This window comes from Mesorhizobium sp. B2-6-2, from assembly GCF_006440615.1.
In the GTDB taxonomy this organism is placed as follows: domain Bacteria; phylum Pseudomonadota; class Alphaproteobacteria; order Rhizobiales; family Rhizobiaceae; genus Mesorhizobium.
In genome coordinates this window covers 379,895-403,828 of the sequence record NZ_VFUG01000001.1, presented here as the reverse complement: position 1 = coordinate 403,828, position 23,934 = coordinate 379,895, and the positions used below count along the sequence as shown (strand labels likewise).

At 63.5% G+C, this 23,934-nt stretch carries 22 protein-coding genes and 1 pseudogene; 17 read left to right on the top strand and 6 right to left on the bottom strand.

Annotation, left to right across the window (positions count from 1 at the left end; translation table 11 throughout):
- Nucleotides 1-123: 123 nt before the first annotated feature.
- From FJ419_RS02065 to FJ419_RS02040, 6 genes are all read left to right on the top strand, one after another.
- Nucleotides 124-1,713: an ABC transporter substrate-binding protein gene (locus tag FJ419_RS02065; RefSeq protein ID WP_140687074.1), complete on the top strand. Its 1,590-nt coding sequence runs from the start codon at nt 124-126 to the stop codon at nt 1,711-1,713.
- Between the two features lie 75 nt (nt 1,714-1,788).
- Nucleotides 1,789-2,628, top strand: coding sequence for an alkaline phosphatase family protein (locus FJ419_RS02060; protein WP_140687072.1), 840 nt, complete (start codon nt 1,789-1,791; stop codon nt 2,626-2,628).
- Between the two features lie 279 nt (nt 2,629-2,907).
- A complete protein-coding gene (locus FJ419_RS02055; RefSeq protein WP_140628633.1) occupies nt 2,908-3,474 on the top strand; it encodes a sigma-70 family RNA polymerase sigma factor in 567 nt (188 codons plus the stop codon).
- Nucleotides 3,471-4,136: an anti-sigma factor gene (locus FJ419_RS02050; protein WP_140687069.1), complete on the top strand. Its 666-nt coding sequence runs from the start codon at nt 3,471-3,473 to the stop codon at nt 4,134-4,136. Before FJ419_RS02055 ends, FJ419_RS02050 begins: the two co-directional genes overlap by 4 nt.
- Before the next feature lie 88 nt (nt 4,137-4,224).
- A complete protein-coding gene (locus FJ419_RS02045) occupies nt 4,225-5,649 on the top strand; it encodes a S8 family serine peptidase (protein WP_246679102.1) in 1,425 nt (474 codons plus the stop codon).
- A gap of 128 nt (nt 5,650-5,777) precedes the next feature.
- Nucleotides 5,778-6,317: a GNAT family protein gene (locus tag FJ419_RS02040; protein WP_140687067.1), complete on the top strand. Its 540-nt coding sequence runs from the start codon at nt 5,778-5,780 to the stop codon at nt 6,315-6,317.
- 473 nt (nt 6,318-6,790) lie between these two features.
- On the opposite strand, the gene FJ419_RS02035 is transcribed toward FJ419_RS02040, so the two are convergent.
- Nucleotides 6,791-8,137 (bottom strand): FAD-binding oxidoreductase, encoded by a 1,347-nt coding sequence (locus FJ419_RS02035; RefSeq protein WP_140687065.1) that lies wholly within the window; start codon nt 8,135-8,137, stop codon nt 6,791-6,793.
- A 239-nt stretch (nt 8,138-8,376) separates the two neighbouring features.
- Between FJ419_RS02035 and FJ419_RS02030 the strand changes: the two are divergent.
- Nucleotides 8,377-8,598: pseudogene (locus tag FJ419_RS02030) on the top strand (S8 family serine peptidase); the annotation flags it as partial.
- A gap of 394 nt (nt 8,599-8,992) precedes the next feature.
- On the opposite strand, the gene FJ419_RS02025 reads toward FJ419_RS02030, so the two are convergent.
- The gene (locus FJ419_RS02025; RefSeq protein WP_140687063.1) at nt 8,993-10,018 is read right to left on the bottom strand and encodes a substrate-binding domain-containing protein; all 1,026 of its coding nucleotides are present in this window, start codon (nt 10,016-10,018) and stop codon (nt 8,993-8,995) included.
- Nucleotides 10,019-10,376: 358 nt separating this feature from the next.
- Here FJ419_RS02025 and FJ419_RS02020 point away from each other — a divergent pair, with 358 nt between their 5' ends.
- The 5 genes from FJ419_RS02020 (at nt 10,377) to ugpC (ending at nt 16,885) form a co-directional block, all read left to right on the top strand.
- Nucleotides 10,377-11,732 (top strand): ABC transporter substrate-binding protein, encoded by a 1,356-nt coding sequence (locus FJ419_RS02020; protein ID WP_140687061.1) that lies wholly within the window; start codon nt 10,377-10,379, stop codon nt 11,730-11,732.
- 166 nt (nt 11,733-11,898) lie between these two features.
- Nucleotides 11,899-12,912, top strand: coding sequence for a sugar ABC transporter permease (locus FJ419_RS02015; protein WP_140687059.1), 1,014 nt, complete (start codon nt 11,899-11,901; stop codon nt 12,910-12,912).
- 1 nt (nt 12,913) lies between these two features.
- Nucleotides 12,914-14,068, top strand: a complete 1,155-nt coding sequence (locus FJ419_RS02010) for a carbohydrate ABC transporter permease (protein ID WP_140687057.1) — start codon at nt 12,914-12,916, stop codon at nt 14,066-14,068.
- Nucleotides 14,069-14,072: 4 nt separating this feature from the next.
- A complete protein-coding gene (locus FJ419_RS02005) occupies nt 14,073-15,737 on the top strand; it encodes an alpha-glucosidase (RefSeq protein ID WP_140687055.1) in 1,665 nt (554 codons plus the stop codon).
- A gap of 35 nt (nt 15,738-15,772) precedes the next feature.
- Entirely contained in the window at nt 15,773-16,885 is a 1,113-nt protein-coding gene (gene ugpC, locus FJ419_RS02000; RefSeq protein WP_140687053.1) for a sn-glycerol-3-phosphate ABC transporter ATP-binding protein UgpC, read from the top strand.
- 86 nt (nt 16,886-16,971) lie between these two features.
- On the opposite strand, the gene FJ419_RS01995 is transcribed toward ugpC, so the two are convergent.
- Both FJ419_RS01995 and FJ419_RS01990 read right to left on the bottom strand, forming a co-directional pair.
- A complete protein-coding gene (locus FJ419_RS01995) occupies nt 16,972-17,205 on the bottom strand; it encodes a DUF680 domain-containing protein (RefSeq protein WP_140687051.1) in 234 nt (77 codons plus the stop codon).
- A gap of 69 nt (nt 17,206-17,274) precedes the next feature.
- Nucleotides 17,275-17,481 carry a DUF680 domain-containing protein gene (locus FJ419_RS01990; protein ID WP_095768185.1) on the bottom strand — a complete coding sequence of 69 codons (207 nt, stop codon included), beginning with the start codon at nt 17,479-17,481 and terminating at the stop codon, nt 17,275-17,277.
- Nucleotides 17,482-18,102: 621 nt separating this feature from the next.
- Here FJ419_RS01990 and FJ419_RS01985 point away from each other — a divergent pair.
- Genes FJ419_RS01985 through FJ419_RS01965 form a run of 5 tightly spaced genes read left to right on the top strand, consistent with a single transcriptional unit; the run spans nt 18,103 to nt 22,511 of the window.
- The gene (locus FJ419_RS01985; RefSeq protein WP_140687049.1) at nt 18,103-18,525 is read left to right on the top strand and encodes a PqqD family protein; all 423 of its coding nucleotides are present in this window, start codon (nt 18,103-18,105) and stop codon (nt 18,523-18,525) included.
- A gap of 38 nt (nt 18,526-18,563) precedes the next feature.
- Nucleotides 18,564-19,613, top strand: a complete 1,050-nt coding sequence (locus tag FJ419_RS01980; RefSeq protein ID WP_140687047.1) for a serine kinase — start codon at nt 18,564-18,566, stop codon at nt 19,611-19,613.
- A complete protein-coding gene (locus tag FJ419_RS01975; RefSeq protein WP_140687045.1) occupies nt 19,610-20,362 on the top strand; it encodes a glycosyltransferase family A protein in 753 nt (250 codons plus the stop codon). The genes FJ419_RS01980 and FJ419_RS01975 overlap by 4 nt, the downstream gene beginning before the upstream one ends.
- On the top strand, nt 20,362-21,039 hold the full coding sequence (locus FJ419_RS01970; protein WP_140687043.1) for a glycosyltransferase family A protein: 678 nt from the start codon (nt 20,362-20,364) through the stop codon (nt 21,037-21,039). The genes FJ419_RS01975 and FJ419_RS01970 overlap by 1 nt, the downstream gene beginning before the upstream one ends.
- Nucleotides 21,039-22,511 carry a nucleotidyltransferase family protein gene (locus tag FJ419_RS01965; RefSeq protein ID WP_140687038.1) on the top strand — a complete coding sequence of 491 codons (1,473 nt, stop codon included), beginning with the start codon at nt 21,039-21,041 and terminating at the stop codon, nt 22,509-22,511. Before FJ419_RS01970 ends, FJ419_RS01965 begins: the two co-directional genes overlap by 1 nt.
- Before the next feature lie 12 nt (nt 22,512-22,523).
- Here FJ419_RS01965 and FJ419_RS01960 read toward each other — a convergent pair whose 3' ends face one another.
- Together FJ419_RS01960 and FJ419_RS01955 are read right to left on the bottom strand one after the other, a co-directional pair.
- The gene (locus FJ419_RS01960; RefSeq protein WP_140687036.1) at nt 22,524-23,264 is read right to left on the bottom strand and encodes a ferredoxin reductase; all 741 of its coding nucleotides are present in this window, start codon (nt 23,262-23,264) and stop codon (nt 22,524-22,526) included.
- 38 nt (nt 23,265-23,302) lie between these two features.
- Complete coding sequence (locus tag FJ419_RS01955) at nt 23,303-23,914, bottom strand: molybdopterin-dependent oxidoreductase (RefSeq protein WP_140687034.1); 612 nt, start codon at nt 23,912-23,914, stop codon at nt 23,303-23,305.
- Nucleotides 23,915-23,934: the final 20 nt, after the last annotated feature.

Genomic DNA, 23,934 nt, shown 5'->3' with positions numbered 1-23,934 from the left:
AAGAGATAGCCCGCGAAATCAGCATCCGGGCGGCCGTTGTCATGCGGCTGCAATGCGGAAGAGGAAAGATCGGCTGCAGGCAAGATAGGGCTCGCACCATCAATCTCAAAAAGGGGGCAGGACATGCAGACGGAACTCGACCATCTCGCCGCACTCGCCGGCAAGGGCAGGATCTCGCGGCGCGACTTCCTCGGCCGCGCGGCAGCGCTTGGCGCTTCGGCGGCGCTCGCCACGACGCTTGCCGGCAAGGCTTTCGCCGCGACGCCCGTAAAGGGCGGTATCATCAGGGCCGGCCTGCAGGGCGGCGAATCGACCAACAGCCTCGATCCGGCGCTGAATCTCAGCCAGGTAACCTACAACTTCTGCAAGCAGTGGGGCGAATTCCTTGTCCGCCTGACCCCGGAAGGCGGTGTCGAGAACCTGATCGCCGAGGAGATCGGCGCTTCGGCCGACGCCAGGACCTGGACGATGAAGATCCGCGACGGCATCGAATTCCACAACGGCAAGACGGTGACGGCGGAAGACGTTGTCGCAACGCTCGAGCGCCACGCCGACGAGAAGTCGAAATCCGGCGCGCTCGGCGTTCTCAAGAACATCAAGACCATCAAGGCCGACGGCAAGGACGTGGTGGTGACGCTTGGCGACGCCGATGCCGACTTCCCCTATCTGATGGCCGACTACCACTTGGTCATCCAGCCGAATGGCGGCAAGGACAACCCGAATGCCGGCATCGGCGCCGGGCCGTACAAGGTTGCCGTCAACCAACCCGGCGTGAAGCATGGCGGCGAGCGCTTCGCCAATTACTGGCGCGGCGACAAGGCAGGCCATGCCGACCAGATCGAGATCGTCGTGATCAACGACCCGACGGCCAGGCTCGCGGCTCTGCAGGGCGGCCAGGTGCATCTCATCAACCGCGTCGAGCCCAAGGTGGTCGATCTGGTGAAACGCATGCCGGGCGTCAGCATCGAGAATGTCGCCGGGCGCGGCTATTACCCGTTCAACATGTTCTGCGACACCGCGCCCTTCGACAATAACGACCTCAGGATGGCACTGAAGCTCGCGATGGACCGCGAGGAGATGCTGGACAAGATCCTGCGCGGCTATGGCTCGGTCGGCAACGACTTCCCGATCAACGAAGCCTATCCGCTGTTTTCCGCCGATATCGAGCAGCGCAAGTTCGACCCCGAAAAAGCGGCGGCGGCCTACAAGAAGTCGGGCCATAGCGGCTCGATCCTGCTGCGTACCTCCGACGTTGCCTTCCCCGGCGCCGTGGACGCCGCCCAACTCTACCAGCAGTCCTGCGCCAAGGCCGGCATCAAGATAGAGATCAAGCGCGAGCCGGGCGACGGCTATTGGTCGGAAGTATGGAACAAGCAGCCCTTCTCGCTCTCCTACTGGGGCGGCCGGCCGACGCAGGGCCAGATGTATTCCACCGGCTATCTGTCGACCGCCGACTGGAACGACACGCGCTTCAAGCGGCCCGAATTCGACAAGATGCTCTATACGGCCCGCGCCGAGCTGGACCAGGCCAAGCGCAAGGCGATCTATCGCGACATGGCAATGCTGATGCGCGACGAAGGCGGCCTGATCGTGCCGTTCTTCAACCAGTTCGTCGACGCCGCCAACACCAAGAAGGTCGGCGGCTGGGTGAAGAACCCGAATGGCGAGATGATGGACGGCTATGCGCTCAACGAGTGCTGGCTGAACGCCTGATATCAAGCTATCCAAAGCAGCGCCGCGTGTCCGCGCGACACGCGGCGCTTCTGTTTTCGATGCATGAGAACCGCCGTGCCGCTCAAATCCAAACTGCTGCTCATCATCCTCGACGGCGTGCCCTACCGGAACTGGCGCCGGCTGATGGGCAATCTCGAAGGCTGGGCGCAGTCGGGCGAGGCGCAGGTGTGGAAGATGCGCTCGGTGCTGCCGTCGACGTCGGCCTGCTGCTACGCCTCGATCCACACCGGTGTTTCGCCGCAGATACATGGCATCCTTGCCAACGAGAACCGCTTTCGCGTCACCCAGCCGGACATCTTCTCGGAAGTGAGCAAGGCCGGCGGCAAGACGGGCGCGGTGACCCATTCCTACTGGTCGGAATTCTTCCGTTCGCATCCGTTCGATGTTGTTGAGGACATGGAGTTCGATGAGCCAAGCGGGCCGATCACGCATGGACGCTTCCACACCATGACCGGCTACAATCTCAAGAACCAGATGACGCCAAGCGACGTCGACCTGTTCGCGATGCTGACGATGCTGACCAAACGCCATGGCATCGACTATGGCATCCTGCACACCTGCACGCTGGACTCGATGGGCCATCGCTTTGGCCATGACTGCCACGAGATGGATCATGCCTGCTACGCGATGGACGGCATGCTCGCCGCCTTCCTGCCGCAATGGCGGCGAGCCGGCTATGAGGTGATCGTGACGGCCGACCATGGCCAGACCGGCCGCGGCCACCATGGCGGCCATGACGACGAGATGCAGGATTTCGCGCTCTATTATTTCGGACCCGCGAAGGGGCCCGAGGCCGACACGCTGCTCGACCAGCTGCAACTCGCGCCGACAGTGCTGAGCCGGCTTGGCGTGACGATACCAGAGACGATGAAGGCGAAGGTGTTTTTGGGGTAAAGCGGCCTTTCCTTCTCCTCTTGTGGGAGAAGGTGGATCGGCGCGCAGCGCCGAGACGGATGAGGGGTGTTCCAGCGGAGTGAGAGGCTGGCTTTCCCTGGAGCACCCCTCATCCGGCCGCTTCGCGGCCACCTTCTCCCACAAGGGGAGAAGGAGAAACCCTGCCCTCTGGCAACGCTCACTTTCTTCAGTTAGCCTCCAAAGAATCCTTGGCGGAGGGTGAACCTTTTTGGACCGATCAGCGACAGAGCTTCGAGGAGCCAGGCGGCTCAACCGGCCATGAATGCGGCGACGGAAACCGATCGCGCGCTTGTGGACCGGGTCGCGAAGGGCGACCGGGCCGCCGTCCGGCTCCTGTTCATGCGTCACCACGCGCGGATCTACCGCTTCGTGGCGCGCCAGACGGGATCGGAAATGATGGCCGACGATATCGCGAATGAGGTCTTTCTGGAGCTGTGGAAACAGGCGCCCAGTTTCGAGGGGCGCTCTGAAGTTTCCACATGGCTGCTCGGCATCGCCCGCTTCAAGGGGCTATCGATGCTGCGCAAAAAGAAGGAAGACTGGATCGACGACGACGACGCGGCTCAAGTTCCCGACGGCGCCGACACGCCGGAAGTCGTGACCATGAAGGAAGACAAGGCCGCCGCCTTGCGCCGCTTCGTCGATGCCTTGCCGGAAGAACACCGCACGGTGATCGACCTTGCCTACTATCACGGACAGTCGGTGACCGAGATCGGCGAGGTGCTCGACATCCCGGTCGCGACCGTCAAGACCAGGATGTTCTACGCCCGCAAGAAACTCGGCGAAGCCCTCAAGGCCGCCGGTTACGACAGGGGTTGGCCATGAGCGCCGCTGAAAAGATGTCGCGTCGCGACGAGATGGAAACGCTGCTGCCGTTCTACCTGAACGGCTCGTTGGAAGGCGCCGAGCTGGAGGCCGTCGAGGAGTGGCTGGCCACCGATCCGGCGGCGATGAATGCGCTTGGCGAAGCGGAGGCCGAGTTCTCCGGCACCGCAGCCGCCAACGAGGCGATCCGGCCGCCCGCCGACGCGTTCTCCCGCTTCTCCAAGGCGCTGGATGCCGAAGCCGGTCCGGTGCGCACGCCCGGCCAATCCTGGTTGGCAAGAGTCTTCGGCCGGGTGACGGCAATGCCTGCCGGCGTCGCCTGGGCGGCTGCCGCGGCGCTGCTTGCCCTGGTCATCGTGCAGTCCTTTGAGCAGCCGGGCGGCAAGGGCAACGACTTCGAGGTGGCGGGCGCCCAGGATGATCTGGCGAAGCTGCCTTTCGCGCTGGTCAAGTTCAAGCCGGATGCGAAGATGGCCGATATCGCCGCCTTCCTCGGCCAGAACGGGTTGAAGATCGCCGGCGGCCCGACCGCGGACGGCGTGTTCCACCTGACGATTCCGGCCAGCACGGCGGCCGATTACGACAAGCTCGTCGGCCTTATTGCCGCCCAGCCTTTCGCGGAGGCTGTGGTGCAGGGAAGGAAACCGGCCGATGGCGGCTAAAGCAATTCCAGGAAAAGTGCGTCGCGGTCGGGCTCGGCGACTTCGCCGTAGCCTTCCGTCCGGAATTGCGTCGAGGCTGAGAGTCATTTTGCATGCGGCGCTCCTTGCGGCGGCGGCATTTGTCGCCGCGCCTGCCTCCGCGCAGACCAACGATCCGAACCTGACGCAAAAACAGCTCGATTGCCTGGGCCGCACGACGGCGGCCGGTGGCTGCGACAAGGACGGCGGCACCAGGAATGGCGACGGGACGCCGGGCGCGGCGACGGGCGGCGCGGTGTTCCTGCCGGCGCTGCTCGTCGACCTGTTCCCGAATCCGCCGGCGGGCGCCGCTCCGCAAACGCCGGCGGACGGAACATCGTCATCGAACGGTTCCAGCAACACGCCGCCACCCGCTCCGACGCCGAGCGGGCCCGTCGCGGTGCCGCAGGGCCTCAACCTTGCCGAGCCGCCGCGCGCGATCAGCGGCGAATTCGTGCCCGACGAGGTGCTGGTGACGGTCGAGGGCGATGCCGGCGTGGTGCAGCAGATCGCCAATTCCTTCGGCCTGCAGGTGCGCTCGCAGCGCCAGTCGCTGCTGCTCGGCACCACTTTGGTGCGCTTCGGCATCACCGACGGGCGGCCGGTCGGCGTGGTGCTGGCGCAGCTTGCAGCCGATGGGCGCACGCAGCGGCGCGAGCCCAACCATATCTATTCGCTGCAACAGGCGGCGGGCATCGTCAACTACGCCTTCGAGCGTATAGCGCTCGATGCCAAGCAGGCGAGCGGCGAGAATGTGCGGGTCGCCGTCATCGACACCGGCATCGACGACACCAACCCGGCGCTGGCCGGCGTCATCGCCGGCCAGTATGACGCCATGCCCAATGTGCCGATCGAGAAGCGCGACCACGGCACCTCGGTCGACGGGCTTATTGCCGGCGTCGGTCCGCTGGAAGGCATGGCGCCAGGCGCCAAAATCTACCACGCGCGCGCCTTCGAAGGCGGCAAGTCGACCATGGACGTCATCCTTTCGGCGCTCGATTGGGCTGCCGAGCAGAATGTGCGCATCATCAATATGAGCTTCGTCGGGCCGAAGAACGACCTGCTCGGCACCGCCTGCCGCAACGCGCAGGCGGCGGGCATCGCGCTGGTGGCAGCCGCCGGCAACAATGGACCGAAGGCGCCTTATGGCTATCCGGCCGCCTTCGACGGCGTGATCGCCGTGACCGCCACCGACGCCAAGGACGGGCTGATGCCGCAGGCCAATCGCGGCGCCTATGTCTTTATCTCGGCGCCGGGCGTCGAGATGGTGGCGCCGAGCGGCGCCGGTTCCGACGTGGTGACCGGCACCTCCTTCGCCGCCGCGATCGTGTCCGGCGCCATCGCCAATCTGATCCACGCCGCGCCGGACCGCTCGGCCGACGAGATCGAGAAAGCGCTGGCGGCCACGGCCAAGGATCTTGGGCCCAAGGGGCGGGACAATGACTTCGGCTATGGGTTGCTGGATATCAAGGCGGCTGGAGCGGCGAAGGAGTGAGTCTCGTGTTCGAGAGGCTAATGCCCCAATGCATTCGTGTTGAAACTCAATCAAATGGTTATCGCAATGGCCGCGATGAGCGGAACCGGCCATTCGACAAATAGGCACGAACATCATAGCTTCCGCGGATGACAGCCGATCTTCCCGAACTTCGGGGCGCTCGCCTCATCCTTCGCAGACCAATTCCCCAAGATGTGGAAACGCGGTTAGCCCTCGGCCGGCATCGCGAGATCGTTGAAGCCTACGGTGGGATATTCGACCCAAACACAACCTTTACCCGAGCCGATGCCGAAGCAGCCATTCGCTTCATCGAGCAACAGGACTATGCATGGGTGATCGATGCAGGTTGCTTTGTCGGTCATGTGCGCCTTCACAGCATAGACTGGCACGATAAGAGGGCGGCCTTGGCCATCGGCATCGACGATCCGGCATATCTCGGCAAGGGGTATGGTACCGAAGTGATCAGGCTCGTCCTCGGTTATGCGTTTGGTCTTGGCCTGCACCGCATTTCCCTAAGAGTCTTATCGAGCAACTCCCGCGCGATCGCCTGCTATCGCAAGTGCGGATTTGTGGAGGAGGGACGCGAGCGCGAAGCCGCATTCGTCGGCGGGGCTTGGCAGGACGACATCATTATGGGGCTGCTGGACAGAGAATTTGATCCGTTCTGATGATCAACCTGGTTCCCTGGCACAGGGATTTTGAAAGGTGCCGTTGGTGCAAGATTTTCCGCTCATGTCCGTGAAATCAGCGCAAACGCCGGGGATTGGTTGATCCGCCCCAACCTCGTCATTCTATGGCGGAGCAAGGAGCGAAGCGACGCGGCGCAGACCATAGAATCCATTCCGTGACTTGGAAGCGCTGCCGCGGTGCAGAATTCTGCTCCGTTGCACGCCTTGGCGAAGGTAACGGCATGGATTCCAGGGTCTTCGCGACGGAGCTTCGCTCCTGCTCCGCCCTGGAATGACGATCGCGGTGGACGTTCGGCCAATCTCCAAGGCATGCCACCTGCCAACGCAAACAGAGCCGGCCGGTCAAAATCCCTGTGCAGTGGCACGCCATCCGGCCGCCCTGGACGGCGGATCGCGATGACCGCGACCGACCAATATCCATCGCATGACGATCAAGAATGGATTTCGGCCACTTAAAGAGCCGGACCCAACCGTACCGAGCTTCCATCATAGAAACGCGACAGTCGAAAGCGGCTGAGGTCGTGCCCGGTTTCATTTCCCTGGATCAGGTCGCAGACGACGCGGCCGATGCCAGGCCCGATGCCGAACCCGTGGCCGCTCATGCCCGTCGCGACGAAAAGACCGCCGACTGCCCGCACCTGATCCACGACGGGGACGACATCGGGCATGGCGTCGATCATGCCGCCCCAGCCGACCTTCAGGCGAACCGTCTCGAACCGGGGGAAAAGCTGTTTGAAATTGCGCTCGATCGAGCGAAGCTTTGCCGGCTCAGGGGCTGGGTTGAGCACGCGCATTCTTTCGAAAGGGCTTGCGGAATCCGGCGCCCAATCGCGTGGCGTCAACCAGCCATCCGGGTAGCCTGACGGAGCGAACGGGAAATAGCGCGTGCCGAACGGATTGTCCCTGAGGGCGGGAATATACTTGGTGAAGTGCCGGAATGCGTCAGGCCCCAGGTAAAGCAAGTGGCTGCCGCCAGCGGCGAGCGTGTATCCGCCATCCTGCCTGCGTCTGAAAGCGATGTGGTCGTCGGCGGCCGCGCCTCGATAGACCTCAGGCATGGGTTCCGTGGCGGCTGTGGTTACCCGGACGCTGAGCTGGGGTATGGCTACGCCATGCCTCGCCAGGAACAGGGACGACCAGGCGCCGCCCGCGACCAGCACGGTTGAGGTCTCGATATATCCCGCCTCGGTCCAAACGCCCTTGATCCTGCCGGCTGCGATTTCGAGGGTGCGCGCCGCGCAATTCTCAACGATCCTGGCGCCCTTTCGCACGGCAAGCCTGGCCAGCGCCGGCACCGCCAACCAAGGTTCCGCGCGCATATCGGAGGGTGTCGTCATCGCGCCCTTGAATTTGCGCGACATGCCGGTGATGAGTTTTGCGGTCTCGTCGGCGCCCAGGAGGCGCGTGTCGAGCTCATGGATCGCGGCGATCCTCATGAATTCTTCGAACTTGGCCATGTCCTTGTCGGCGTTCGCCAGGTAGGTCACGCCTGTCTGGTTCAGCCCGATGTCCTCGCCGCATTCCTCGGCCAGTTGCCGCCATAGGCGAATGGCCTCGATGACGATCGGCAGCTCATCCGCGTCTCGTCCCTGCTTTCTGATCCACCCCCAGTTGCGGGAGGACTGCTCGGCCGCAACGCGGCCTTTTTCCAGCAGCGTCACCGGAATGTTTCGGGAAGCAAGAAAGAGGGCCGTCGTTACGCCGATGACGCCGCCACCGACGATCACCACCTCCGAAGCCTTCGGCGGAGGACCGGGGTACTGGACTGGATCCGCTTCGGTGAACGGGAATGTCGGCAAATGGCGCACCCGGAAGGACTGGTTGACGGTCTGGCTTACCGGTTGTCACCGTCCAGCATCAGGAGCAGCCGAAGGCGGACCGTTGTCCCACGACAGCAAAGGTAGCCCAGAAGGAGGCGACCGGCGAAGCTGCTGGATGCTGACCTACGCTGGTGCCCCAGCCACCGACCCCCTCACCACCAGATCGACCGGCCAGACCTCGCCGCGCGCCCCCTCTTCCAATCCCGAGATGCGCGCGGCCAAGCGGCGCCGGCTCGGACGTGGTGACCGGCACCTCTTTCGCCGCCGCGATCGTGTCCGGCGCCATCGCCAATCTGATCCACGCCGCGCCCGACCGCTCGTCCGATGACATCGAGAAGGCGCTGGCGGCGACGGCAAAGGATCTCGGGCCGAAGGGCCGGGACAATGACTTCGGCTATGGGCTGCTGGACATCAAGGCTGCCGGGGCGGCGAAGGAATAGGACGCATGGCTTGAATGCCGGTCTGGGTATCACGATGTCGCGGCGCCATTTCGAGTGTCGCAAAGCTCTATAACGTATTCGAAATTTTCGAGATCAAAGGCTACCGTGTCGTCCAAAGTATCGTTTAGCCGACTTGCCGCAGTCTTGGTGAGTGGAAAGCCGCCAACAACAGAGCGGGGTGGCTCCCGCTTTAGCACACGTCTTGCGTCGTCAGTCGTGATCGGAAGCTCACGTGTCCACACCAACGTCTCTGTCGCTTTGTTGAAGCAGTCCAGACGCCACTTGTAACGATTGTAGTCCGGACTGTCGAAATTCACGTGCAGATCAGCTTCTCGTTGCGCCATGCTGCAAGTCTAGCAGAGCGGTTTGAGCACCTGCAATAGGTCGAACTCGGTCACAATACCGGCGCTCCGGCCACCGATCCCCGCACCACCAGATCGACCGGCCAGACCTCGCCCCGCGCGCCTTCCTCCAACCCCGATATCCGCGCGGCGAGCCGTTCTGCGACACGCGCGCCGGCGAGACGGATCGAGGAGCGCGTCGTCGACAGCGGCACCGGGAAATTCTCCGGCCGCAGCCAGGGGAACACGTCGTCATGGGCAACCAGCGAGAGGTCACCCGGAATGGTGAGGCCCAGATCGCGCACGGCGCGCACCACACCCAGCGCCATGATCAGGCTGGAGCAGACGATCGCCGTCGGCGGCTCAGCCTCCTCGAGCAGGCGGCGGGCGGCTCGGTAGCCGTTTTCCTCGGTCATCGCCACCGAGCGGATGTGGCGCTCGCCGAGCGCCAGCCCGCTCGCGGCAAGCGCGCGGCGCATGCCGCGCTCGCGGTGGATGGCGAAGGTCTCGCGCTCGTTGCCGTTGATCAGCGCCAGGCGCTTGTGGCCGAGCTGGATCAGCAGTCTCGACGCTTCGTGGAAGGCGCCCTCATTGTCGATGTCAAGATAGGGATAGTCGAAATCGAAGCCTTCGCTGCGGCCATGGACGATGAAAGGGATGCCCAGCGTGTTGACCAGCGCCAGCCGCCTATCGGCCGGCCGCGGCGAGGACAGGTAGACGGCGTCGACCTGGCGGTTGGCGACGATGCGCCGGTAGGTCGTTTCCTCATCGTCGGCATCGGCGGGCGAAAGCACAAGGTCGAGCTCATGCGAACGCGCATAGTCGCCGAGGCCGGAGAGGAATTCGACGAAGTGCGGATCGATGTCGACGGCGGCACCGGTCGGCAGCACATAGCCGATCATTCCCGACTTGCCGGTGGCGAGCCGGCGCGCGCTGGGGTTGGGCCGATAGCCGTGGCGCTTGGCGGCATCCATAACCCGGCGCCGGGTCTCCTCGTTGACCTCGGGGTAGCCGTTCAGCGCCCGGCTCACCGTGGTCTGCGAGAGCGACAGCATATGCGACAGCTGCTTGAGGTTCATCGGAGGCCTCCAGCCTCAAAGCGCTTTCAATTTTGAATCGATCTGACGATTGTTGGCGAGATCATCAAGCATGACGACCTTAGAGGCCAGACAGCGTCGTTTGAAGCAAAATTGCTGCTGCAGTGCCAAAAAAGCATGCTGCACCGCACTTGTTTCGCTTTATCTTCTCATATTTAAATCGATTGATGACGTCGCCTACTTGACTCCCGGAAGATTCAATGGCGAGATCAAAATAGCCAAAGCGCTTTGGAAGTCTCTTCGAAAGGTTGCGGTTGCCCTTTCGCTGAGTCACAGTTCCGCGGCGTCGGCGGACGAAATGGAGGTTTCGTCCTTTTTCTGATCACTGGGAGGACTTGCGATGAAGAAAATGCTTCTCTTGGGTGCGGCGTTCGCGGCACTCACCCTCAGCCTGCCGGCGCAAGCCGAACTGAAGTTCAAGCCGGGCGAGGATTCGAAATTTCATTGGTCGAACTACGACGACCTCAAAAAGGTCGACCTCAAGGGTGAGACGCTGACCATCTTCGGGCCGTGGCGCGGCGAGGACGAGACGCTTGTGCGTTCGGTTCTCGACTATTTCCAGGAAGCGACCGGCGCGGAGGTGAAATATTCCTCGTCCGAGAATTATGAGCAGCAGATCGTCATCGACACCCAGGCTGGCAGCCCGCCCAACATCGCCGTCCTGCCGCAGCCCGGCCTCATCCAGGATCTTGCTTCCAAGGGCGTGCTGACCCCGCTGGGCGACGACGTCGCTGCCTGGATCAAGGAAAACTACGCCGCCGGCGACTCCTGGGCCAAGCTCGGCACCTACAATGGCAAAGACGGCAAGCCGGGCTTCTACGCCTTTCCCTACAAGATCGACGTGAAGGGGCTGGTCTGGTACTCGCCCGACAATTTCGACGAGGCCGGCTACAAGGTGCCGAAGACCCAGGAAGAACTCGCCGATCTGGAGAAGAAGATCGTCGCCGACGGCGGCAAGCCCTGGTGCATCGGGCTCGGTTCCGGCGGCGCCACCGGCTGGCCGGCGACCGACTGGGTCGAGGACATCATGCTGAGGACGCAGCCGCCGGAAGTCTACGACAAGTGGGTGAAGAACGAGATTCCGTTCACCGACCCGGCCGTTGTCAACGCCATCGACATCTTCGGCAAGATCGCCACCGACGACAAGATGGTCGACGGCGGCGCCAAGGCGGTCGCGGCGACCGACTTCCGCGACAGCCCGAAGGGCCTCTTCACCGTGCCGCCCAAGTGCTACATGCACCACCAGGCATCGTTCATCCCGTCCTTCTTCCCGGAAAACGTGAAGCTCGGCCAGGACGCCGACTTCTTCCCCTACCCGCCTTACGCCTCCAAGCCGGAACTGGGCACGCCGCTGGAGGTGGCCGGCACGCTGGTGATGATCACCAAGGATTCCAAGGCCTCGCGCGAGTTCATCAAGTTCCTCGAGATGCCGCTCGCGCATGAATTGTGGATGGCGCAGAAGAGCTTCGTCACCCCCTTCAAATCGGCCAACAAGGAGGCCTATGGCAGCGACGCGCTGAAGAAGCAGGGCGAGATCCTGGTCGGCGCCACGACGGTTCGCTTCGACGGATCCGACCTGATGCCGGGCAAGATCGGCGCGGGTTCGTTCTGGACCGGCATGGTCGACCTGGTCGGCGGCAAGTCCGCGCAGGACGTCGCCGCCGACATCCAGAAAAGCTGGGACGGCATCAAATAGCATCCTGAAATCTTCCTAATCCTCCTATTGGACCCGGGCTACGGCCCGGGTCCGACCGGCGGTCCGCGCCGGAAGCCTTCGCGTTTCGATTGTTCCGAATAACCGAAAGTCGGTGCATCCCGATCGCCAGCCTCGGCCGGCCGGTCATGCGCAGGGAGAGGGACCCATGGCGGCTCAGATTTTCTCGGCCATATTCGTCATCATCATCGGCGTCGGCGGCTGTGTCGCCTATTTCTGGGGCGCCAACAAACTGCTCGATCTCGTCTTCCCGTCACGCGGCGTCTCGGGCACCGCCGCCGTCGACAATTTGCGCCGGCAGGGAATGGTGCGGCCCTGGCTGTTCGTCGGCCCGGCGATGATCATCCTAGCCATCTACCTGATCTACCCGGTGATCGCGACGCTGTGGCTCTCCTTCTTCGACCGCGGCGGCACCAATTTCGTCGGGCTCGCCAATTATGAATGGGCGGTCGGCGATCATGATTTGCGCAATTCGATCTTCAACAACATCCTGTGGCTGGCCGTGGTGCCGGCTGCCTGCACCTTCCTCGGCCTGATCATCGCCGTTCTCACCGACAAGATCTGGTGGGGCACCATCGCCAAGAGCCTGATCTTCCTGCCGCTGGCGATCTCCTTCGTCGGCGCCAGCGTGATCTGGAAATTCATCTACGAGTATCGCGGCGAGGGCCAGGTGCAGATCGGCCTGCTCAACGCCATCATCCAGTATTTCGGCGGCCAGCCGCAGGTTTGGATATCGCTGCCGTTCTGGAACAATTTCTTCCTGATGATCATCCTGATCTGGATCCAGACCGGCTTTGCGATGGTCATCCTATCGTCGGCGCTGCGTGGCATTCCGGAAGAGACGCTGGAAGCGGCCGTGATCGACGGCGCCAACCCGTTCCAGATCTTCTGGAAGATCATGGTGCCGCAAATCTGGGGCACGATCGCTGTGGTGTGGACCACCATCACCATCCTGGTGCTGAAAGTGTTCGACATCGTGCTGACCATGACCAACGGCCAGTGGAATACACAGGTGCTCGCCAATCTGATGTTCGACTGGATGTTCCGCGGCGGCGGCGATTTCGGCCGCGGCGCGACCATCGCCATCATCATCATGATCGCGGTCATCCCGATCATGGTCTGGAACATCCGCCAGGCCAACAAAGAGACGGGAGGGCACTGAGATGGCGACCAAGACTAGAAAGCCCTTTATCGGCCGCTTCGGCGTGCATATCGCCGTGCTCGTCTTCGTGGCGATCTGGACCATCCCCACCCTCGGCATCTTCGTCTCGTCGCTGCGCGACAAGGACCAGATCGTCGCCTCCGGCTGGTGGAACTCCTTCGCCAGTTCCAGCCAGAGCGAGGCGGGACGGTTGCCGGGCGCGTCGGGCCAAACCCAGAAGGACGGCAAATACGTCATCGAGGGCAATATCTTCGGCGATGGCCCCAAGCGCGAGATCAGCGCCTTCGGCGTGAAGTCCTCCGCGCCGACGCAGTACAAGGCGGGATCGGTTGCCGACCTCAATGACGGCGTCGCGCTGCAGATGAATGCCGACGGCGGCTTCGTGCTGTCGTCACCGAAGGCCTTCGAAGGCGACCGCGGCCAGCGCGTCTATTTCGCTTCCTCGGCGCCGCCGAAATTCACCACGGACAATTACGATGCGGTGCTGTTTTCCGAAGGCATCGGCCGCTCGTTCATGAACTCGCTGACGGTTACCATCCCGGCGACGATCATCCCCATCCTGATCGCAGCCTTCGCAGCCTACGCGCTGGCCTGGATGCGCTTTCCCGGCCGGCCGCTGCTGATCGCGGTGATCATCGGCCTTCTCGTGGTTCCGCTGCAGATGTCGCTGATCCCGCTGCTCAAGCTCTATAACGGGGTCGGCGCCTTTTTCGGCGTGCCGTCCAAGACCTATCTCGGCATATGGCTGGCACATACCGGCTTCGGCCTGCCCTTCGCCATCTACCTGCTGAGGAGCTACATCGCCGGCCTGCCGCGCGAGATCATGGAATCGGCACGCATCGACGGCGCCAGCGACTTCGAGATCTTCGTCAAGATCGTGCTGCCGCTGTCCTTCCCGGTGCTTGCCTCCTTCGCCATCTTCCAGTTCCTGTGGGTATGGAACGATCTGCTGGTGGCGATGGTTTTCCTTGGCACGGCGCCCGATCAGATCGTGCTGACGGCCAAGCTCAACGCGCTGCTCGGCTCGCGCGGCGGCAAGTGGGAGATCCTGACCACATCGGCGTTCATCACCATCATCGTGCCGCTGTTCGTGTTCTTCTCGCTGCAGCGCTATTTCGTCCGCGGGCTGCTTGCCGGCTCGGTGAAAGGAGGTTGAAGACATGCAATCGGCTTTGAAGGCGACGTCGCAGCCAGACCCGGCCGTCGACCGCGACTGGTGGCGGGGCGCGGTGATCTACCAGATCTACCCGCGCTCCTATCAAGACTCCAATGGCGACGGCATCGGCGACCTGAAGGGCATTGTCCAGCGCCTGCCCTATATCGCTTCGCTCGGCGTCGATGCCATCTGGATCTCGCCCTTTTTCAAATCGCCGATGAAGGATTTCGGCTACGACGTGTCGGATTATTGCGACGTCGACCCGATGTTCGGAACGCTCGCCGATTTCGACGCGCTGGTGACGGAAGCCCATCGGCTGGGGCTCAAGGTGATGATCGACGAGGTGCTGTCGCACACCGCCGACATCCACCCCTGGTTCAAGGAAAGCCGTTCCAGCCGCAACAATCCGAAAGCCGACTGGTATGTGTGGGCGGACGCAAAACCCGACGGCACGCCGCCCAACAACTGGCTGTCGATCTTCGGCGGCTCGGCCTGGCAGTGGGACACCAGCCGCCAGCAATATTACATGCACAATTTCCTGGCCGAGCAGCCCGACCTCAACTTCCACAACGCAGAAGTTCAGGACGCGCTGCTCGACATCACCCGCTTCTGGCTGGAGCGCGGCGTTGACGGCTTCCGCCTCGACACGATCAATTTCTACTTCCACAGCCAAGGGCTGGAGGACAATCCGCCGCTGCCGCCGGAACAGCGCAACGACCAGACGGCGCCCGCGGTCAATCCCTACAATTATCAGGACCATATCTACGACAAGAGCCGGCCGGAGAACCTCGGCTTCCTGGAGCGCTTCCGCGCGCTTCTCGACGAATATCCGGCGCAGGCGGCCGTCGGCGAGGTGGGCGATTCCCAGCGCGGCCTGGAGGTGGTCGCCGCCTACACCGCCGACGGCAAGCGCGTGCATATGTGCTATTCCTTCGACTTCCTGGCGCCGGAGAAGATCAGCGCGGCGAAAGCACGCGCGGTGCTGGAGGCCTTCGGCACGGTCGCCAGCGACGGCTGGTCGTGCTGGGCCTTCTCCAACCATGACGTGATGCGGGTCGCCTCGCGCTGGGCCGCCAACGAGGCGGATCCGACCGCCTATCTGAAGGTGATCTCGGCGCTTTTGATGTCGCTGCGCGGATCGGTGTGCATCTATCAAGGCGAAGAGCTCGGCCTTGGCGAGGCGGAGCTGAAGTTCGAGGACCTGCAGGATCCCTACGGCATCCGGTTCTGGCCGAAGTTCAAGGGTCGCGACGGCTGCCGCACGCCGATGGTTTGGGACGCGGCCGCCAAGAATGGCGGTTTCTCGACCGCCAAGCCGTGGCTGCCGGTGCCGGGCAAGCACCTGTCGCAGGCCGTCAACGTGCAGCAGGGCGATGCAAGCTCGCTGCTCGAACATTACCGCCGCTTCCTCGCCTTCCGGCGCCAGCATCCGGCGCTGGCCAAGGGCGACATCGACTTTATCGAAAGCGATGGCGACACCGTCGCCTTCACGCGCCGCGAGGGCAATGAGCGGATCGTCTGCGCGTTCAACCTCGGCGGCAAGCCCGCCGAGGTCGATCTCGGCAAAGGTGCGCTGCAACCCTTGCCCGGGCACGGCTTTTCGGGACAGACTGGCAGCGGGCGGGTCCGCCTCGGCGGCTACGGCGCCTGGTTTGGACGCATCGACTGAACTTCTAAAACAGGAATCAACGGGAGAAGAAAAACATGGCCGATGTCACGCTCAACCAGGTGAAGAAATCATACGGCAACCTCAACATTCTCCACGGCATCGACCTCGATATCAAATCAGGCGAGTTCATCGTCTTCGTCGGGCCGTCGGGTTGCGGCAAGTCGACCTTGCTGAGATCGATCGCCGGCCTCGAGGAGATCACGTCGGGCGAGTTGAAGATCGACGGCGAGGTGGTGAACGACGTGCCGCCGTCGAAGCGGGGCATCGCCATGGTGTTCCAGTCCTATGCGCTCTATCCGCATATGACGGTTTACGACAACATGGCCTTCTCGATGAAGATCGGCAAGGAAAGCAAGGCCGAGATCGACAAGCGCGTGCGCCAGGCGGCGGAGATCCTGCAACTGACCAAATATCTCGACCGCCTGCCCAAGGCGATGTCGGGCGGCCAGCGCCAGCGCGTTGCCATCGGCCGCGCCATCGTGCGCAACCCGAAGGTGTTCCTGTTCGACGAGCCGTTGTCGAATCTCGACGCCGCACTGCGCGTCGCCACCCGCATCGAGATCGCCAAGCTCAAGGAATCGATGCCGAACACCACCATGATCTACGTCACGCACGACCAGGTCGAGGCGATGACGCTGGCGGACCGCATCGTGGTCTTGAAGGAAGGCGTTATCGAGCAGGTCGGCACGCCGATGGAACTCTACAAGCGGCCCGGCAACCTGTTCGTCGCCCAGTTCATCGGCTCGCCGGCCATGAACATATTGCCGGCAAAGATCGAGAAGGCCGGCAATCCGACGGTGGTCAGCCATGTCGGCGGCCGCAAGGCGACGGTGCCGATCGCGACGCCGGCCTCCACCAATGGCGCGGCGGTCAGCTTCGGCGTGCGGCCGGAGGATCTGGCGATCGCCACAGGCGCGGACTATCTGTTCGAAGGCAAGGTCGACTATATCGAGCAGCTCGGCGAGGTTCAGCTCGTCTACATCGACATCGGTCGCGCCGACCTGCCACTGGTTGCCAAGCTGCCGGGCAATGTCGAGGTCAAGCGCGGCGAGACGCTGCGGCTCAATGCCGGCGGCGGCGATCTGCACATCTTCGACGCCGACGGCCATTCCTTTACGCTACATCGCGAGGAAGCAAAGGCTGCCTGACGCTATCGGCAGGCCGGCGTTCCCGGCAAAAAAGAAAGCGGCGGGCCTGGCCCGCCGCTCTCTTTTTTTCAAATCACAGTCGGCTGTCAACGGTTGCCGAAGTGGTCGCGGTCGGCACCCTGAGGCGCCGACTTCTGCACGTCGCGCGACGAGTTCAGCAGCTTGTAGACAGGCGAGTCGGTGCCGATCGACGACGTAGGGGTCGTGTCGACCGCCGGGGCCGGCTGGTCGACGCCACTGTGGTTGTAATTGTCGCTGCCCGCAAAGGCGGCGCCTGAAACGGCCAGCAGGGCGGCCGTGGCAAGAACGATCTTCTTCATTTCAGTGCTCCTGAATCTTGTGGTCCGACCGATGCGGCGGGCGAGCCCGCCGCCGGTTCAAGTCGACCGTTAGTTGTTGCCGAAAAGGTTGTGGTCGGCGCCCGTCGTGGCAGGCTGCTGAGTGGCCGGCGCAGACTGACGGACCGCAGCCGTGTAGGACGAGTCGACCTTGGCCGCCGCCTGATTGGCTTCATTCGGGTTGTAATGGTCGCTACCAGCAAAGGCGCTGCCAGAAATTGCCAGAAGGGCCGCGGCAGTGAGAACAATCTTTTTCATTTTTGCTACTCCAGTATCTTTAATCAGTCCGTCTAGCGGCGTGTCTTGGGAGTGAAATCGCGTCGTTCGGACAGCGCTGATTTGGGTGAGCCGATGGCCGGATTCCAATCACGAAGTTTTTCCGTCTGGACCATGATTGCGCATCTTGAAGTTTTGATAAGCATGCCTATGACTCTATTTTTATGGCGCTTAATCAACAACTTATGCGGATTTTACCGTTGGCTCACCAAATGTATCGGAGGGCCAACGTTCACAGCGTCCTGCACGCACCGTCAACAGAAACGAACCGTTCAGTTCGATTTTAGAATCTCCTAATAGTCACTTTTCGATACTATTAACCATCGCATTCCCGTTCCACGGGCCGATTCGGCCCGCTCCAGGACTGTGTTCAGACCGAAGGCCAAGGGGCATCGCGCCGGAATGGGTCGCGGCCGCCCTGCTTGTCGGTGCGCGAAATCGGGGCTCGAACCGCGAATTGAACGCCAAAATGGTCGAGATAGCGCCGTTATGGCTTGCCTTGCCAAGCTAGGATCGAGTGTTTACAGGCGTTGTCCAGGGGTCAGGGCAACGATTACGACCGGCGCAGCCGCCGGCCGGAATTGCAGAGCGGGGGTCAAGGACATGCCTCTTTCCGACGTCTACGCCGTTGCGAGCCGGGACATCGTTTTCGAATCCTTCGACGGCGAAGCTGTCGTGCTCGACCTCTCCAACGGCAAATATTTCGGCTTCTCCGATTCCGGCAGCAAAGTGTGGCAGGCGCTGTCCTTGGGTGTCGGCACCGAAGCGCTGATCCGATCGGCCGCTGGCAAGATCGATGCCGCCGCGATCGAGGCATTCATTACGCAGCTGGTCGAGTTCGGGCTGCTGGCGCCTTCCAGCGCAACGCCGCTGCCGTCATCCGACGATTTGCCGGCGGCGCTGGCTGCGGCGAGCGAACCGCTCAACGTCAGCGTCCATGACGACCTTGCCGACCTGATCATCGTCGACCCGATCCACGAAGTCGAGGAGCCGCTCGGCTGGCCGGCCGTCAAGCAGGTTTCCTGAGCGACCGGCGAAGGAGTCAGGCCAGGCCGGAACAGACCATGCCACGCGTGACGCTCCAGACCCTGCCGGACTATGCCCGCTTTCTCATCGCCGCCGCCGAAGGCGCGGCCGGGCAGTTTCCGGTCCGACGCGCTGTCCGCCTGCCGGGGCTGGAATTGATCGCGCATCTCGATCCCGGCGCGCTCGCGGATGCCCTTGGCCAGACTTTCATAGAAGCCGAAGGCGATCCACGGGACTCCCGCCAATGCCGTGTCTTCATCGGCCATCCAGGCGTCGGCGACATGCCGGAACCGGCAAGCTGGGGCGACGCGCATTTCACCGAGCACGGCTTTGCCCGGAAACTCGCCGAGGCAGGGCTGCGCGGCCATCATTTCCACGATCTGGATTTCTGGCAGGTCTACGACCCCGACCGGCGGATCGGCGTCCAGTTGATGTGGTCTCCAGACGCGTTTCCGCCTTGGGAGCAGGGGGCGCCGCTGCGCGCCTTCCTGCACTGGGAATATGCCGCGCGCGGCATGCGCCTTGCCCATGCCGGCACGCTCGGCCTCGACGGCAAGGGCGTGCTGCTGGCAGGCGCCGGGGGTGCGGGAAAATCCGGAACCGTCGTTGCAGGACTGCTCAACGGGCTGGACAGCGTCGGCGACGATTACGTGCTGATCGACCTTTCCGGCGGCGTGACCGCGCGACCGCTGTTTTCGATCCTGAAGCAGGATCCGCCGGGTTTCGCCCGGCTCGGGCTGGAAAGGCGGCTGGGAGCCGACCGTTCGCTCAACTGGCAAGGCAAGCATGCCTTCTTCATTCACGAGATCGCGCCCCGGCCAGTACGTGAGAGTCTGGACATTTGCGCGTTGCTGGTGCCACATGTCAGCGGCGGAAAGACAAGTTCGATCGCACCGATTTCGCGCAAGGATGCCATCATCGCGCTGGCGCCGTCCGGCATCGCGCAGATGCCTGGCGAACGCGAAAGCGGTTTTCGCTTCTTCAGCGATCTGACCCGGCTACTGCCATGCTACCGGATTTCGCTTGGGTCACACCCAGAAGAAATCGCCGGTACGATTGCGGATTTCCTTGTCCGGAGCGCCCGGTGAAGTTGAGCGTGATCATGCCTGTCTACAACCGCGAGCGCTATGTCGTTGCGGCATTGCGTTCGCTCATCAGGCAGCGCGACGCCGCCGATCTCGACATCATCGTCATCGATGACGGCTCCTCCGACGGTTCGGCCGAAGCGGTGCGCGCGATGATGGACGAAGCATCTTGCATCCGGCTGTTTCGGCAGGAAAACATGGGCGTGACCCGGGCGCGCAACAGCGGGCTCAGCCGGCTCAAGCCGGAGACGGAACTGGTGTCCTTTCTCGATTCGGACGACATCTCGCCGGCCGGGCGCTTCGCGACGGATCTGGACCTTTTCAGGCGCGATCCCTCGCTCGAGCTCACCTATTCCAGGATGATGCTGGTCGACAGGATCGACGAGGAAACGCTGGAACCGACCCCGGACAGCAACAGCATCACGGTTCGCGGCATCCATCTCTCGGCGGCGATCTTCTCGCGCCGTCTGGTCGACCGGATCGGCACCTTCGACGGGGACTTCGTCCAAGCCGAGGATACGGACTTCCTGCTGCGCAGCTTCGAGGCTGGTCCCCGCTATATGCTTCCGGACACGCTGGGGCTTTATTACCGGCGGCACGCCGGCAACATGACAAGGCAGCAAGATGTCCAGTCGCGCGAGTTCATGCGCGCGATCTACAAGTCGATGAAGCGGCGCAGGGCCAACCCTTCGCTCAAGCCGATCGAAGGCATCTTCGAACTGAAGAAACTCGCGGACTGGCAGTTCATGTGATGAGCGCATATGGCGTCGTCATTCCGGCCTACAACGCCGGCGCCACGATCGCGGAGACGCTGCGATCGGTGGCGGCGCAGACGTTGCGGCCCGAACTGGTCGTGGTGGTCGACGACGGCTCGACCGACGATCTCGCCGCCGCGATCGGCGGCATGGACCTGCCGCTCAGGCTTTTGCGCCAGGACAATGCCGGACCCGGCAGCGCGACCACCCGCGGCATCGCCGCGCTGTCGACGCCCTTCGTCGCCACGCTCGATGCCGACGACCTTTGGCTGCCTGGAAAGATCGCGGCGCAGCTTGCCCATCTCGAACGGCTTCCCGGCATATCCGGCGTCTTCACCCATATGCGCGCCTTCCGCGACGGAGAGCCCGACGCGATGGCCCCGACCGCAACCCCCGGCTGGTCGCGCTCGACGATGCTGATGCGCCGGGAGACCGCGGAGAGCGTCGGCCCGATGGTCGATCCGCCGGGCGGCCGCGGCGAGATGATCGACTGGATCGCCCGCGCGCGGGAAAGCGGTTTTGTCCTCGACATGATGCCTGATGTCCTGGCGCTGCGGCGCATCAGGCCGGGGAGCCTGTCCTATGGGCGCGACGCGGCACGCGACCGCGGTTACCTGGAAGTGGCTCGCCTGGCCATGCTGCGACGGGCGCAAAGCAAAGCCGGCTCCAGCTGATGGCGAAGATCCGTCGCATCGGCAGGCGTTTTCCAGACTATGGCTGGTCCTGGCCGACCGGCTCGCTCGACCAATTGCTCAAGGCAGCACTTCTGCCCGACGAAGAGGCGGCGCGCCTTTGCGCCGCCGGCTGGCTGAACGAGAACGACATCGACCACGTCTCCTTCCGGGAACACCGGTTGCTTGCCGCGATTTCCGACAGGTTCGGACGCAAGCTTGCCGGCAACACCGCTTATCCGCGCCTGGTCGGCCTGCAGAAGATGCTGTGGACCAAGTCGCGCATGGCCATGCGCGAGGCCGAGCCCGCACTGAAGGCGATGGTCGATGCCGGCTGCACGGTGATGTTGATCAAGGGCGCCAGCCGCATCGCGCTCGATGCCGCCGCGCAGCGCGGGCGCGTGGCGCATGACATCGATATACTGGTGCGGCCGGTCGATATGCGGCCGGCCTTCGATGTGTTGCGCGACCGCGGCTGGCAGATCGCCAGCGGTGTTTCCCCGCAATATCTGCGCGCACGGCTGGGATGGCTGCGCTCGATGAATTTCTTCAAGGGCAATTACGGCGACATCGACCTGCATCAGCTTGCCTATGACGGGTCGCAGCAGAACACCGAGGACGACCTCGCCATCTGGCGCCGCGCGGTCGCCGCCCAATTCAGCGACGTCAGCGTGGTCGTGCCCTCGCCCGCCGACCGCATCGCGCTCGCCATCGCGCATGGCGGCCTCGACGCGCATACGCATAGCGACTGGCTGGTCGATTGCACCGTGGCCATCGAGGGCGGCACTGTCGACTGGACCATATTCCTCGATGTCGTCGCCAGGCGCAGTCTCGCCGTCGCCGCAGCGGTGGCGCTTTCCTATCTTGCGCTGGAGATCGGCATCGCGGTGCCGGAGGCCGTCCTGCCCAAGGTGGTGGACATGGCCGACCGGCGCGGCGCGGCGCGGCTGTCGTCGGTTCTACAGGCCAAGCCGCGCACCGATTTCGGCGCGCTGACCTGGCTGTCGCGGGGATTTGCAAAGCAGCTGCGCCTGCAGCGTAAGAAAGGCCGGCTGAAGCAGACCGAGCCCGACATCGTGTGGCGCGGCAAGTCCGTGACGACGAAGGCGACAGGCGGGCCTGCCGCATTTGTGCTCTCGCAAACCCTGGATGAACCGCAGGGCGAAGCCAGCGAGATGATGCTCGATCTCATCGTGCGCATCGTCGTCCCGCCGGTCAGGCGACGCATCGAGATGGAGATCAATGCGGGCGACCGGCACGTGGCCCGGCTGCGCTCGATGGCGATCAGTCGTTCCGGCGGGGAGCGGATGCTGCGCTTTCGCGGCAAGGTGAACCTCGAGCGGACAGGACGGACCCTGGTGCTGGAGGCTCGGCCGTCACGCCAGTTTCGCGTCTGGGACAACGAGCAGGCCGGCGCCAGCTATGGCGCGCTGCCTTTCCAGCTCGTTTCGGCGAAATTCTCTCCGACCGGCTGATAGCGGTCTAATTCAAACCCCATAGCGCTCGGTGCGGATCGACCCTGCCGGAACTCCGGCACCGATCAGCGCATCGGCGGCGGCCGACACGAATGCATTCGAGCCGCAGACATAGGCGAGCCTCGGCGCCTTCGGCAGGCGCTCGATGGCCTGCGCCATCATACGGGCGTCGATGCGCCGGGAATAGTCGGAGGGGCGCCTCGCCGGCTCGCGGGTCAGCGTCAGCACCAGATCGAACCCGTCGCGACGATCGTCGAGGCCAATCAGCTCGTCGCGAAAAATCACCTCGTCCCAGACCCGCGCCGAGAACACCAGCGCGACGGGCACCGCCGTGTTGCGCAGCGTGCGATGGCGCAGCATCGCCATCAGCGGCACGACGCCCGAGCCGCCGCCGACCAGAAGGATTGGCCCGCCGTCGCTCTCCTCCCAGATGAAATGGCCGCCTAGCGGCCCGCGCAACTCGATCTCGTCGCCGACGGCAGCCACGTCGTGGAAGAAGGGCGAGACCTCACCGTCGTCGAGCCGCTCGATCGCCAGCTCGATGCCGCCACCCGGCGCCGAGGCGATGGAATAGGAGCGGCGCGCCTGATAGCCGTCCGGCGCCGTCAGCCTGATGTCGACATGCTGCCCGGCCAGATGGGTGAAGGACCGTGTCGGCTGGAACCAGAAGCTGGTGACGCGCGGCGTGCGCTTTTGGATGCGGGTGATCGTGGCTGCCTGCCAGGGCGATTGCAGCGATGGCTCGGCGGTCATGATTCGCCACTCATGGGTTCGCCTTCAGGGGTTCGTCTTCAGGGATCGCTCGAATAGCGCTGCTCGCGCCAGGGGTCGCCATACATATGATAGCCGCGCAGCTCCCAGAAGCCCGGCTCGTCGCGCTCGGTGAACTGCAGCCCGTTCACCCATTTGGCCGATTTCCAGAAATAGAGATGCGGCACCAGAAGCCGGGCCGGCCCGCCATGATCGGCCGTGATCGGCTTGCCTTCGTAGAGCAGCGCCACCATCGCCTTGCCGGTGACGAGGTCCTTGGTCGGCACATTGGTGGAATAGCCGTCGAAGGACAGCGCCAACGTGTAAGCCGTCGGAGGCTCGATGCCGGCATCGGCGAGGATGTCGTCGATCATCACGCCTTGCCAGGGCGTGTTGAACTTGGTCCAGGCCGTCACGCAATGGATGTCGCGCGTCATCTTGCTTTGCGGCAGCGCGTTGAATTCGGCCCAGTTCCATGTCTTGAGCGGTCGGGGCCCCCGCTTGAGGGTGAAGGACCAGTCCTCGGTGCGCACCCGCGACGTCGGCCCCGCCGACAGAACCGGGAAACCCTGCTCCAGGTACTGGCCCGGCGGGATTCGCGCGTCGGTGTCGGCAGGAGGACGCCGTCCGGAAAAGAAGCCACGGGTCACCATCGAGACGTCCCTTGCGCCGG

What these genes read in the sequence shown, in the direction of transcription:
- FJ419_RS02065 (WP_140687074.1), top strand. Translation starts at nt 124, where the DNA reads ATGCAGACGGAACTCGACCATCTCGCCGCACTCGCCGGCAAGGGCAGG.
- FJ419_RS02055 (WP_140628633.1), top strand. Translation starts at nt 2,908, where the DNA reads ATGAATGCGGCGACGGAAACCGATCGCGCGCTTGTGGACCGGGTCGCG.
- FJ419_RS02050 (WP_140687069.1), top strand. Translation starts at nt 3,471, where the DNA reads ATGAGCGCCGCTGAAAAGATGTCGCGTCGCGACGAGATGGAAACGCTG.
- FJ419_RS02040 (WP_140687067.1), top strand. Translation starts at nt 5,778, where the DNA reads ATGACAGCCGATCTTCCCGAACTTCGGGGCGCTCGCCTCATCCTTCGC.
- FJ419_RS02025 (WP_140687063.1), bottom strand. Translation starts at nt 10,018, where the DNA reads ATGAACCTCAAGCAGCTGTCGCATATGCTGTCGCTCTCGCAGACCACG.
- FJ419_RS02020 (WP_140687061.1), top strand. Translation starts at nt 10,377, where the DNA reads ATGAAGAAAATGCTTCTCTTGGGTGCGGCGTTCGCGGCACTCACCCTC.
- FJ419_RS02015 (WP_140687059.1), top strand. Translation starts at nt 11,899, where the DNA reads ATGGCGGCTCAGATTTTCTCGGCCATATTCGTCATCATCATCGGCGTC.
- FJ419_RS02010 (WP_140687057.1), top strand. Translation starts at nt 12,914, where the DNA reads ATGGCGACCAAGACTAGAAAGCCCTTTATCGGCCGCTTCGGCGTGCAT.
- FJ419_RS02005 (WP_140687055.1), top strand. Translation starts at nt 14,073, where the DNA reads ATGCAATCGGCTTTGAAGGCGACGTCGCAGCCAGACCCGGCCGTCGAC.
- ugpC (WP_140687053.1), top strand. Translation starts at nt 15,773, where the DNA reads ATGGCCGATGTCACGCTCAACCAGGTGAAGAAATCATACGGCAACCTC.
- FJ419_RS01995 (WP_140687051.1), bottom strand. Translation starts at nt 17,205, where the DNA reads ATGAAGAAGATCGTTCTTGCCACGGCCGCCCTGCTGGCCGTTTCAGGC.
- FJ419_RS01990 (WP_095768185.1), bottom strand. Translation starts at nt 17,481, where the DNA reads ATGAAAAAGATTGTTCTCACTGCCGCGGCCCTTCTGGCAATTTCTGGC.
- FJ419_RS01985 (WP_140687049.1), top strand. Translation starts at nt 18,103, where the DNA reads ATGCCTCTTTCCGACGTCTACGCCGTTGCGAGCCGGGACATCGTTTTC.
- FJ419_RS01980 (WP_140687047.1), top strand. Translation starts at nt 18,564, where the DNA reads ATGCCACGCGTGACGCTCCAGACCCTGCCGGACTATGCCCGCTTTCTC.
- FJ419_RS01970 (WP_140687043.1), top strand. Translation starts at nt 20,362, where the DNA reads ATGAGCGCATATGGCGTCGTCATTCCGGCCTACAACGCCGGCGCCACG.
- FJ419_RS01965 (WP_140687038.1), top strand. Translation starts at nt 21,039, where the DNA reads ATGGCGAAGATCCGTCGCATCGGCAGGCGTTTTCCAGACTATGGCTGG.
- FJ419_RS01960 (WP_140687036.1), bottom strand. Translation starts at nt 23,264, where the DNA reads ATGACCGCCGAGCCATCGCTGCAATCGCCCTGGCAGGCAGCCACGATC.
- FJ419_RS01955 (WP_140687034.1), bottom strand. Translation starts at nt 23,914, where the DNA reads ATGGTGACCCGTGGCTTCTTTTCCGGACGGCGTCCTCCTGCCGACACC.